The organism is Lysinibacillus sp. Ag94 (genome assembly GCF_023242215.1).
Lineage (GTDB): Bacteria > Bacillota > Bacilli > Bacillales_A > Planococcaceae > Lysinibacillus.
On record NZ_CP096780.1, the window covers coordinates 613116 to 624946 of the forward strand.

Genomic DNA, 11831 nt, shown 5'->3' on the forward strand with positions numbered 1-11831 from the left:
GGCGTCGGTGGGATACTACCCTGGTTGTATTGAAATTCTAACCCATGCCCCTTAGCGGGGCAGGAGACAGTGTCAGGCGGACAGTTTGACTGGGGCGGTCGCCTCCTAAAAGGTAACGGAGGCGCCCAAAGGTTCCCTCAGAATGGTTGGAAATCATTCGTAGAGTGTAAAGGCACAAGGGAGCTTGACTGCGAGACCTACAAGTCGAGCAGGGTCGAAAGACGGGCTTAGTGATCCGGTGGTTCCGCATGGAAGGGCCATCGCTCAACGGATAAAAGCTACCCCGGGGATAACAGGCTTATCTCCCCCAAGAGTCCACATCGACGGGGAGGTTTGGCACCTCGATGTCGGCTCATCGCATCCTGGGGCTGTAGTCGGTCCCAAGGGTTGGGCTGTTCGCCCATTAAAGCGGTACGCGAGCTGGGTTCAGAACGTCGTGAGACAGTTCGGTCCCTATCCGTCGTGGGCGTAGGAAATTTGAGAGGAGCTGTCCTTAGTACGAGAGGACCGGGATGGACACACCGCTGGTGTACCAGTTGTCTTGCCAAAGGCATCGCTGGGTAGCTATGTGTGGACGGGATAAGTGCTGAAAGCATCTAAGCATGAAGCCCCCCTCAAGATGAGATTTCCCATTACGCAAGTAAGTAAGATCCCTCAAAGACGATGAGGTAGATAGGTTCGAGGTGGAAGTGTGGTGACACATGGAGCTGACGAATACTAATCGATCGAGGACTTAACCAAAATGTTTGAAGCATTCAATGCACCGTTTATCCAGTTTTGAAAGAATAATCTTTCAAGGGTTTCAAGATACGAGTAGTTCGAGGAAGCGATGGAGAGAAGGAAGGAGCGTACTCAAGTACGTGACTGACGGAACGACAGAAGCTGACGAAGAAATACGATGTATATTGAAAGCCGACAATAGTCTAGTGATGATGGCAAAGAGGTCACACCCGTTCCCATACCGAACACGGAAGTTAAGCTCTTTAGCGCCGATGGTAGTTGGGGGCTTCCCCCTGTGAGAGTAGGACGTCGCTAGGCAAAATAATTTAGGTCGAGAATATATTTCTCGGCTTTTTTATTTGCATTTTTTCAGCTGGTTAACCCAAATAAATCTATAAAAATGGTTATAGTTTTTGCCATTTATCTAGCCGAAGGTTAAGAATTAAGGAATCTTCTCGGAAAAGTAATGGGTGATGGAGCAAAATATCGAGCACTAGCTGACGAAGATGCAGGACCTAAAGGTTAAAATAAAATTTGGTTAAAAGTAATTTTAAAAAGCATGTTTTATAAATGAAAAGAAAGCACATTGAGCAAAGTTTGATTAAAATCTTTCTTTTCCGTCTCAAGCTGTAGAAACAATTTAATAGCACAATATTAAAAATAGTGACTTCTACAATTCATGATTGTAGGAATTTTTTTTATTATATGAATCAAGCGCTTAGACTGCTCCTATTAAGAAAACTTACGTTTTTAAAAATTATGTTGCTTGAGTTTGTGTCTGTAATAAAGCATTCAGACGATCTACTGCCAACTTGCAGGCATTATAAATAAACGTCACCAGATTGAAGTGAAGTTTCGCCTTTCTTCCTGTTTCAACAGCATGCGCTCTTTATACAGTTGTTTCCATAGTTCAGTGCCACGTGCTGGATACGTAAATTTCCGTAAATCATTGTTACACTTGATTTTGAAAACTTTCTGACAGAGTCACGTAACGGACAGGTTGCACATTCCTTTGGCCTTGTGAATTTTAATGTTCGGTACTTTTCATCGAAGCTACTCGTAACAGTAGCTGTGTTTACGTACACATGTCGGACTGAAATGCTCATCAAATCCAAGATACTCGCCTTCGTTGCGGATGATTCCGTCGCTCTGGCTCTACTTTCCGTCGGTTTGACTCTTCCTTCCGTCGCTTTGCCTCTATCTTCCTTCGCTCGGATTTCCTTCCGTCACTTGGCCTCTACCTTCCGTCGCTCTGGCTCTACTTTCCGTCGCTTTGCCTCTATCTTCCTTCGCTCGGATTTGATTCCGTCACTTGGCCTCTACCTTCCATCGCTCAGATTTCTTTCCGTCACTCGTATTTATAGTAAATCACTGCACGCATTTGATACTCGTGTAATTAACGGTAAATCATACCCTGCATCCAAAATAGTGGTCGTAAAATGCCCTGGAAAAAGGTTTTCTACTTTCTTTAAAAGAGGAATCGCTGCGTTACTATCCGACAAATTGCCAGATGTCATGAGGCGAGAGGCGATATATTGACTCTTGGTTGTCACTACGAGATGCTCTTTAAAGCCAAACCAAAATGTATTTTTGCCGTCACTGTTCTTTTTGATACCCCAATTCGGTTCGATGGGCACCTCTTGCCACAGTGTCTCTAGTGGTGTATCGAGCTGATGCCTGATTTCTTTTTCATAAGTCGACTAATTGGCTTCGATTGCTGCTTGTTTCGCAAGCCGATCCTCACGTTCTTCTTTTGATTTTCGTCCACATTTTTTGTTTCTCCGAAGGTTTCGCTGCATCGTGTGATTCGAAATGTGTGGCATCTATAGCGAGATGCTCATCACAAATGAAACCTTCTATAAAGGCCGTTTGAATCAATGTATCTTGCATGTGATCGACTTAATAACGTCGATCATAACGTGAATAGGACGCTTCAGATGGAACCAAGTCTGAAACAAGAAAACCGCAATCGAATCTGAAATAAAGGATGTTCACTAGATTAAATCCTTAATCGTTGGAAACCGCTCGACAATACGAACAACGAGTGACTGTATCATAGCACCGTAATTTAATTCACGTGGGGCACCACGTAATGTCTTTTTTGAAAATAGCTGAAAAATAGGTCGCACGTCGAAAGTGGTAAAAATCGTATCAAAACGACGGAAACTTTCCATTTCCATTAATTCTTGGATATCAAATAGGCTCATTTGTTTTACACTAGTCATAGGGCATTCACCTCATTCAGTATGGTTTAGTTTAGACGCTACCATTATACTGAATTTAGGGCGGTGCCCGTTTTTTATTGTTTTAGAACCCTTGATACTAAAGGGATTAAATTTATAAAATTAGCTCTTATTACTTGTATTATTTTTTTAGATTTGATAATTCAAAGTTAATAACTGCCTTTATTTTATCGTTTCCAATTGCTCCATTCTGGAATGTATTAGAATCGCTCCAATAAAGCTGCCTAAATGAAACACCATTATTAAGTTCAATCCCCAAAAATATACGTGTACCATCTTGCTTACCTATATCAATTAATGATTGTCCATCTGCTAATTTTAATTCATAAAATGCGGCTAGGAACGTATCTTTAGAGGACTGTGAGAATGTGTGTATTCTCTTGCCATCTTCAGTGCTTTCAAAATAGATATTCTTCACCAAATGATCCATAGGGTAAAGTTCTCCTATTGTTTTTGCCTTTTTATTTGTGTTGGCTACATAAACATCATTATTTGCAGCAATAATCAAGGATGACGGATATCCTTTTATTTCAGAAATGATTGTTCCTTCTTTTAAATATGTCGCATCACCATTTTGCATCTTGTGATTACTGCAAGCATTGTCAGCCATTTTATATGTCACTTTACCAAGTTCTTTACCTTTTTCAATTGTTATAGGAAGATTTTCATTCGCTGGCTCTGGAAAATGATGCTCATACTGTATATCGTTAATCATCAACGCATCTACCCATTCAATTATCCCATCAGGACACCCTTTAAGAAAAGTGAAGTTACTGCAAGAAGATATCAACAAAGCAAATAGAGCAATAAACATCATCTTTTTAAGAACTTTCAATATAACACCTCCTAATTATTAGACACTTTTTACAAATTTAAGTTACAGGTAATATTTGAATATTTGGATTAATTTATAAAAAAACGACATACTTGCATCGTTTTAAATGAATATCCGCTAAATACGATAAAAAAATAAGAATAGAAGGCTTTCTGCTAGATTGTACTACGCAAGAGTGTAGTCGTTTGATACAATAAAATCATAGTATTCAAGATAGAAACGGCGGGTGTTCGTATGGTTAGTGATATTTTAATAGAAATTGTAACAGCGATTGGCCGCTTTTTAATTAACCCATTAATGTATATCGCAATGTTATTTGCGGTTTTATTAGGTTATAGTCGTGTAAAGCAGGAGCGGAAATTTTTTAATAGACGTATTATTTGGGGTTGGACAGAGCTAATTGGTCAATGGAAATTTGGGTGGCTAAATGCCCTCCTCATTTCACTCATAAGTGTTGGTTTAGGTTTAACAGTGCCTAAAGCTTTTTTAATGATTTTAATTGCTATTTCTGCGTTGGCACTATTACTGTTCTTCATTAATGCACTTTCACCAATCTACACAATGGGGCTTGCAACATTAGCAATGTGGTTGATGTACCATTACAATTGGACATTTTCTTGGTGGAAAATTTCTTTAGAAGGTGTAAATTTATTAGATGGTTCCATTATAACGATTACGGTTTTAGCAGGTCTAAGTGTAATTGCTGAGGGTATATTAATTCGTCGAACAGCAATGAAGGTAACGACACCGAGAGTTGAAAAGACGAAGCGAGGTATGCAGGCAATTGTCTATCGTTCAAGAAATGTTTGGATATTGCCTATTTTCTTTGTAATACCTGGTGATATTATTCCTGTAGATTTCCCATATTGGCCCCAATTTACATTAGGGGAGAGTACTTTTGCACTTGTACTATTTCCACTCGTTATAGGCTTTTCAAAGCTTACTCGAAAAGAATTGCCGACTGTGCAATTGCCTAAAATTGGCCGAGCGGTGCTTATACTAGGGCAGTTAATTTTAATAGGTGGACTTGTTGCTGCGTTGGAGCCGTTTATTGGCTTTATTACGTTGGCAATTGGTGCCGTGATTCGTATCATTATCACGATCTACTATGCGCTGCAAGATAAAACGGACATTTATGCGGTTGCACCAAATTCAAAGGGCGCTATTATTGCGGCTGTCTTACCTGATTCACCTGCTGAAAAAATGGGCTTACTGGCAGGAGAATGTATTCGTAAAGTAAACGGTCAGGCCATTTTTACTGAAAATGATTTATACGAGGCTTTGCAATTAAATGCTGCACATTGTCGTCTAGAAGTAATAGATCGAAACAATGAAATACGTTTAACACAGCATGTTATATATAGCAATGATCATTATCGTATTGGATTATTACTAGCTGAGCAGAGGGATATATGATGGATGTTTTCGGGAAAATGATGCTAGCGTTATTTTTACCAACATTACTCGTATTATTGTTTACTAGAATTACATATAATCGGTATGTTGCGTTAATATTGGCAATTGCGCTTATTGCGGCATCTGTCTATGCAGGATATACTTCGCCGCCTATTATTTTCGTAATCGATGCATTTTCGTTAACAGTAGGCTTTTGGCTAGCAAGTAAAATGAGAAAAAACAAATATTAATAGAAAAGGTCAGTCCAAAGTGATAGCTTTCTCACTTTTAAGACTGACCTTTTTACATGAAGAATCTTACGGCTGCCATAATGATAACCCCCGCTAAAACTGTAATAGATAAGCTTTTGGTAACAATTGCAATTATAAGCGTTGGTACAAAGGTGATCAAAACGGGCCAATTTAATGTCACAATTTTTCCGCTTTCTGTATCCAATAAGTTTTCGATAACAAGAGCACTCAAAATACAAACTGGGATAAAGCTTAGCCATTTTAATACAACCTCAGGTAGTTTTACATTTCGAACGAAAATAAAAGGAATAATACGTGGTAGCCAAGTGACAAGTGCACAGCCAACGATGAGCCATACCATAGTAGTAGTTGTCGTCATCTATCTGTCACCACCCCTATAGTTGCTACAATAACTGTTGAAAGAAGAACAGCCACATGGGAGGGCACAATATAAGAAAGACCATACATAATGACAACCATATAGCCGATTAACATAAGATAATGCATTATTTTACTTTTACCTACACTGTTAAGTTGGAGAACAAGAAGTGCCACAAACATAGCTACCAATGCGAAATCTAAGCCCCATTTTTCAGGAGTTGCTACCCACTGTCCTAAATATGCGCCAGTTACACAAGAAAGAATCCAAAATAAGTAAGCAGTTATGTTCAGCCCATCCATCCATTTGCCATGTAATTTCCCATTTTGCATTTGCTTTGTAACAGCAACGCCAAATGTTTCGTCCGTTAATAATGTGCCGAAACCAACATTTCTTAGCATGGAATAGCGTGTAAAGTGCGGAGCTAATGTTAAACTCATTAATAAATGGCGTAGATTTACAACAAAAATGGTTACAATAATAGCAGAAGCAGGGCTATTTGTTAAAAGAAGTGCACAAAAGATAAATTGTGCGGAGCCTGCATAGATGAGTATAGTTAATAGTGCAATTTCGAATACAGATAACCCAGAAGCGGAACCTACAACACCGAAAGCGAGTCCTATGCTTATATAACCGAGTAAAGTGGGAACACAATCTTTAACACCTTGTAAAAAGCTATCGTCTGGCATGTTTGCTGTTTCATTCTGAAAATCGGTTGTACTTGTCATAAAGAAATCGTCCTTTCTTAAAAATTTCCATGTATACTAAAAATAGAATAGTCTAATAGTTTGATGTGGTTATTAAAGTATACATATGTCTGATAAAATAAACAAGGGAAATTGGTGAATAAAAATGGAGCAAATGAGTCGGAATTTGGCATTTCAATTAAAGAAGATCCGGCAACAACGTCAATTAAGCTTAGATGATGTTGCCAAAGCTACAGGGGTAAGTAAAGCCCAACTGGCCCAAATTGAAAAAGGGGAGGCAAACCCTACAGTATCAACGATTTGGAAAATTGCTGCGGGAATGCGTACTTCATTTTCTTCATTATTACAAGCACCAACAGCTCACTTCATGAAATATAGTAGTAAGGATGCGCCGCGTGTAGATGAAGATGAGGGGCGGTATCGTGTGTATTCCATTATTCCTTATAATCCAGATCGTGGCTGGGAACTTTATAGGATTGAAATGGAGCCTGGTGCTTTCAGTAGAAGTGAAGCCCACACAGAAGGGGTAGAGGAAACTGTGACTGTAATCCAAGGGCAGGCCATTATTTCTGCTGGGGAGATGCATGAATTACTAGAAGAAGGGGATACACTAGTATTCTCAGGACATCAACCACATGAGTATAAAAATACTTCGGAAAAGTTAACGATTTTACATTTAATTTTGCAATATAAATAGAGGTGTCAATTTTGAGTGAATGGTTTACTGTAGATAATATTGAGCAAATTGCGGCACAATATCGAACGCTTGGCCCGGTCATTGGTTTATTTTTAACGTTTATAGAGGCGTTTTTTCCATTTTTACCGTTGGTCGTGTTCGTTGTCGCAAATGCGAGCGCATTTGGTTTATGGTTAGGTTTTTTATTATCTTGGATAGGATCAGTAGCGGGTTCATATGCGGTATTTTTGCTTGTCCGACATTTTGGCAAGCATCCAAAGCTTCGATTTGTAACAGGCAGTAAAAAAGTAGAGAAGCTAATTAAATGGGTAGATATGAATGGTATTAGTCCTCTGTTCGTGTTACTTTGTTTTCCTTTTACCCCCTCAATCATTGTAAACATTGTGGCGGGGCTATCTCATATTCATAAAAAGTTTTATTTTGTGGTGTTATTGGCTGGGAAGTTCGTTATGATTTTAGGAATGAGTGTACTTGGTTACGATTTAAAGTCGCTCCTAACGAGCCCTGTTAGACTGATTATTGCAGCTGTTGCGATAATCTTGCTTTGGTGGGTTGGCAAGTTTATGGAGAAACGCTTAAATGCACGGGTAGAAAGAGACTTAAAACATGCAAGAAAATTGACGAAAAATCATCAACGTTGAAAGTTGAATATGCACATCTTACCCCTTTTATCATGTAAAATGAGAGAAGGGGTTTTTATCTTCATTCATAAAGGTTGTTCGAGAAACGTGGAGCAGCGTTTAGATAAAATAGTAAAATGCAAAGTTAGAGAAGCAAAAAGCTCGGGGGAACCATCAACGTAATCGGGTCCATGCAAAAACTGCTCAGGTAGACCAGAAAGCCCGTGTAATCTCCCATCTCTATAGGTGTTGTAATGAATTCGGGTTTAAGTACAAACATCCACAGAAAAGAAGTTAAAGCCTCCGGCGGATGTCACGGGAATCGGGTAGGAGTTAGCCTAAAATCATCGCATCTTTGCGATAACGGCTAACTGACCTGCATCCTACAAGCCTAAGCACAAAGCCGATTCCGGACGCAATTATGTCGAGGCATAATGGATATAGATTATTAAATGAACAGGAGGAGAAAAGGACATGACATTGCGTATTGTATCAGGACGTTCAGGAACGGGTAAATCAACGTTTATTCATCAAGAGATTGTCGAGCAACTAAAAACAGATCCGTTAGGTCATCCAATTTTTGTGATTGTACCTGACCAAATGTCTTATTCAACGGAGTATGAGCTGACGAATAAGCATGACTTGAAAGGCTTAATCCGTGCGCAGGTCATGACATTTAAACGATTAGCATGGTTAGTATTACAGGAAACGGGCGGTATTGCTCGAAAAGAAGTAAATGGCTATGGCTATCGAATGCTTATTCGTAAACTTTTAGAGGAACAAAAAAGTGAGTTTTCATTATTTCGACAAGCAGCTGGGAAACGAGGCTTTACGGAGGAAATTGAAGCGCTATTACGAGAGTTTAGTCGTTATAGTGTAAATAGTTCGGTGTTAGCTGAAGTGACCGCGTCTTTGCAGGCCATTGATGCGCCAAATACATTGCAAGCGAAGACGAATGATTTACAAGTAGTTTTGCAAGCTTTGGAGGAACGACTTGGCACGACATATGTCGATAGTGAGGGGTATTATCCGATTTTAACCGAGCAACTAAAATACTCCGAGACGATGAAGCAGGCGTCAATTTATATAGATGGTTTTACAGCATTTACGGTAAGAGAATTAGAGCTTGTAAAAGAGTTATTAAAGGTGACAAAACAGGTAACGGTAGTTCTTCCCTTTGACCATATCGATGAAGTTTATGATGAGCAATCTTTATTCCATGAAGCCGCTTCTACGAACCAACGTTTACACGATATTGCATATGAAGAAGGCATTGAAGTTGAAGCACCATTGCACTTCTATCATACGTATCGTTTCCAGTCTAGTGATTTACAGCATATGGAAGCTCACTTTACTGATATGGTGCCTCAAACGAAAGAAACTTCAGGTGATGTTATGGTGCTAGAAGCATCTAATCGACGTGCGGAGATACATGCCATTGCCCGGGAAATAACAAAGTTGACGAGAGAGAACGGGTATCGTTATCAAGATATAGTACTTCTTTATAGACAAGCAGAAGTTTATGACCCGCTCATCACAACAATTTTCCAACAATATGAAATTCCTATTTTTACGAATTCGAAAAAGACGATGTTGCATCACCCTTTAATTGAACTTAGTCGATCTGCTTTAGAGGTTATTACTTCCAATTGGAAGTATGAACCAGTTTTTCGGAGTGTGAAAACAGATCTATTTTTCCCGTTACATGCTGAATTAAATGTTTGGCGTGAGCGAGCGGATCGTTTAGAAAACTACTGTTTAGCACATGGCGTCTTTGGGGAGCGCTGGTTTGAAGAAGCTCGATGGTTTTTCAAAAAGTATCGTGGACTAGAATTCCATTCACGAGTGCAGACGGATGAAGAACGTGCCATGCAGGCAGAAATCGAGGCTATTCGCGACGAAATTCGTCAGCCGCTTAAATCATTACAGGACAAGCTGGAAGTGGCGACAACCGGTAGAGATGTAGCGACAGCTTTATATGAGTTGATTGAGCATTTAAATGTTTATGAAAAGCTTCAAGCAATGAAAGACCGTGAACTTGATCAAGGCGATGCATTAGCTGCAAGTGAGCATGATCAAGCGTGGAAAGAATGGATTGCAGTGCTCGATCAGTTTGTGTATATGTTTGGTGAGCAGGAGATGTCCGTAGAGGAAGCAGCGAAAATCTTAGATGAGGGCTTTGATACATTAGAATTTTCGCGTATCCCGCCTACATTAGATGAAGTTATGGTAGCGACAGTTGATTTAGCTCGTTTATCGAATATAAAAGTCGCTTTTGTTTTAGGAATGAATGATGGAGTCTATCCAACTCGTATGGATTATGAGGGGTTGCTGTCAGACAACGAACGTGAATGGTTTAGTCAAATTGGCTATGAACTGGCGCCAACATCTAAAAATCGTTTACTGCAGGAAAATTTCTTGCTATATCGAGCTTTAACAACACCTTCCGATAAATTATATATGTCCTATCCAACGGCAGATGAAGAGGGCAAGGCGCTGCTGTCTTCACTCTATATAAAGAAAATTATCGGCAATGATAAAACGGCAGGCCTTTTGAGTGGTGTCGAGGTCGAGCGAGTTGTAATCGATCCAATTGAACTATTGGACGAAAGTGCATTACCGTATTTACGCCATCCACGTACAGCTTTAGCACATTTAATGGTGCAAAAACGCCAAGCCGAACATAGTCGAGAACTAGCGCCAGAGTGGCTTGCTTTACAAAAATTTTATAAACAGGACCCTTATTGGGCACTTATTTATGATCGAGTTTTACATCCAATCACTCATAAAAATGAAGCAGAGCCATTAGAAAACCACATCACTCAGGAATTATATGGTCAAAAGCTAACATCTAGCGTGTCTCGTATTGAGAAATATTTCCGCTGCCCATTCTCTCATTTTACTACGTATGGACTTCATCTAGAAGAGCGGGCAGAGTACAGACTAGAAACATTTGCAATGGGTGATTTATTCCATGAGGCATTGAAATGGATTACTGAAGAGACACACCGTCTGCAACTATCTTGGATACGTTTAACAAAGCAGCAAATTAAACAATTAGCACGCCAAGCTGTCGAGCAAATTGTGCCGGTATTTTCACATCAAATCTTACTGTCAAGCGCACGTTATCGCTACATTCAACGCAAACTTATTCGTATTGTCGAGCGAACAATGACGGCACTTACGCAGCATGCGAATGTATCTCATTTTAAGCCAATTGCCATTGAGGCATCATTTGGACCGGGGCAAAATGAACAGCTTCCTCCACTTGAAATAGATTTAACAGGTGGTAAGAAAATGTTTATGCGAGGTCGTATTGATAGGGTCGATAGTGCATCTATTGATGACCGCTCTTATTTGCGAATCGTCGATTATAAATCATCCGCTCGTGATTTAGATTTGAATGAGGTTTACCACGGTTTGTCTCTACAGGTACTAACGTATTTAGATGTGGCGATGGAAAACGCTTCTTATTGGCTGCCAGGGGAGGCGGAGCCAGCTGGGGTTCTTTATGTACATGTCCACAATCCAATGCTAAAGCTTGATAAGGATTTAAGTGATAGTGAAATTGAAGAAGACCGTTTAAAACAATATAAAATGAAAGGTCTTTTGTCAGAAAATGCGGAGGCCATTTTATCGATGGATGAGCAATTAGAGGAATCAAGTGGACATTCAAAAATTATTCCTGTCTATATGAAGAAAGATGGGACACCGTCAGAATCTCAGTCGCGTATAGTACCTGTTAATGATATGAAAAATCTACAGCATTTTGTCCGGCGCAAGCATCAAGAGGCTGGTGATGGAATTTTAGCAGGAGATACGTCCATTAGTCCTTATAAACTAAAAACAAAAACAGCATGTGATTACTGTCAATTTACAGCTGTTTGTCAATTCGATCCATCTGATGGCAAGCAAAGCTATCGTCAGTTACAGCAAGCAAAACCGAATGATATCGTTGAGAAAATTCGGAAGGAGATGAAGTAA

The 11831-nt window shown here is 39.7% G+C and carries 10 protein-coding genes, 1 rRNA gene and 3 other annotated features; of the genes, 6 read left to right on the forward strand and 5 right to left on the reverse strand.

The genetic code is table 11. The features are described from left to right. The first annotated feature begins 100 nt into the window (after positions 1-100). Positions 101-269: a sequence feature (23S ribosomal RNA rRNA prediction is too short), on the forward strand. Between the two features lie 19 nt (positions 270-288). Then, positions 289-448: a sequence feature (23S ribosomal RNA rRNA prediction is too short), on the forward strand. Positions 449-467: 19 nt separating this feature from the next. Continuing rightward, positions 468-729 (forward strand) — a sequence feature (23S ribosomal RNA rRNA prediction is too short). 193 nt (positions 730-922) lie between these two features. Further along, positions 923-1038, forward strand: a 5S ribosomal RNA gene (gene rrf / locus MY533_RS02670). A 1040-nt stretch (positions 1039-2078) separates the two neighbouring features. On the opposite strand, the gene MY533_RS02680 is transcribed toward rrf, so the two are convergent. The 3 genes from MY533_RS02680 to MY533_RS02690 form a co-directional block, all read right to left on the reverse strand. Continuing rightward, on the reverse strand, positions 2079-2357 hold the full coding sequence (locus MY533_RS02680) for a transposase (protein WP_248717933.1): 279 nt from the start codon (positions 2355-2357) through the stop codon (positions 2079-2081). Between the two features lie 357 nt (positions 2358-2714). Next, entirely contained in the window at positions 2715-2945 is a 231-nt protein-coding gene (locus tag MY533_RS02685; protein WP_248717934.1) for a hypothetical protein, read from the reverse strand. 139 nt (positions 2946-3084) lie between these two features. After that, on the reverse strand, positions 3085-3798 hold the full coding sequence (locus tag MY533_RS02690; RefSeq protein ID WP_248717935.1) for a hypothetical protein: 714 nt from the start codon (positions 3796-3798) through the stop codon (positions 3085-3087). Positions 3799-4032: 234 nt separating this feature from the next. On the opposite strand from MY533_RS02690, the gene MY533_RS02695 reads away from it, so the two are divergent. Both MY533_RS02695 and MY533_RS02700 read left to right on the forward strand, forming a co-directional pair. Continuing rightward, positions 4033-5214 carry a PDZ domain-containing protein gene (locus MY533_RS02695; protein WP_248717936.1) on the forward strand — a complete coding sequence of 394 codons (1182 nt, stop codon included), beginning with the start codon at positions 4033-4035 and terminating at the stop codon, positions 5212-5214. Then, positions 5214-5444 carry a DUF2198 family protein gene (locus tag MY533_RS02700; protein WP_248719136.1) on the forward strand — a complete coding sequence of 77 codons (231 nt, stop codon included), beginning with the start codon at positions 5214-5216 and terminating at the stop codon, positions 5442-5444. The genes MY533_RS02695 and MY533_RS02700 overlap by 1 nt, the downstream gene beginning before the upstream one ends. A 52-nt stretch (positions 5445-5496) precedes the next feature. Here MY533_RS02700 and MY533_RS02705 read toward each other — a convergent pair whose 3' ends face one another. Both MY533_RS02705 and MY533_RS02710 read right to left on the reverse strand, forming a co-directional pair. Further along, positions 5497-5823, reverse strand: coding sequence for an AzlD domain-containing protein (locus tag MY533_RS02705; protein ID WP_248717937.1), 327 nt, complete (start codon positions 5821-5823; stop codon positions 5497-5499). Further along, positions 5820-6551, reverse strand: coding sequence for an AzlC family ABC transporter permease (locus tag MY533_RS02710; RefSeq protein WP_248717938.1), 732 nt, complete (start codon positions 6549-6551; stop codon positions 5820-5822). The genes MY533_RS02705 and MY533_RS02710 overlap by 4 nt, the downstream gene beginning before the upstream one ends. 124 nt (positions 6552-6675) lie before the next feature. On the opposite strand from MY533_RS02710, the gene MY533_RS02715 reads away from it, so the two are divergent. The 3 genes from MY533_RS02715 to addB all read left to right on the forward strand — a co-directional run bounded on the left by MY533_RS02715 (position 6676) and on the right by addB (position 11831). Then, the gene (locus MY533_RS02715; RefSeq protein WP_371873294.1) at positions 6676-7227 is read left to right on the forward strand and encodes a helix-turn-helix domain-containing protein; all 552 of its coding nucleotides are present in this window, start codon (positions 6676-6678) and stop codon (positions 7225-7227) included. An 11-nt stretch (positions 7228-7238) separates the two neighbouring features. Further along, the gene (locus tag MY533_RS02720; RefSeq protein WP_132363977.1) at positions 7239-7868 is read left to right on the forward strand and encodes a TVP38/TMEM64 family protein; all 630 of its coding nucleotides are present in this window, start codon (positions 7239-7241) and stop codon (positions 7866-7868) included. Between the two features lie 453 nt (positions 7869-8321). Beyond that, entirely contained in the window at positions 8322-11831 is a 3510-nt protein-coding gene (addB, locus tag MY533_RS02725) for a helicase-exonuclease AddAB subunit AddB (RefSeq protein ID WP_248717940.1), read from the forward strand.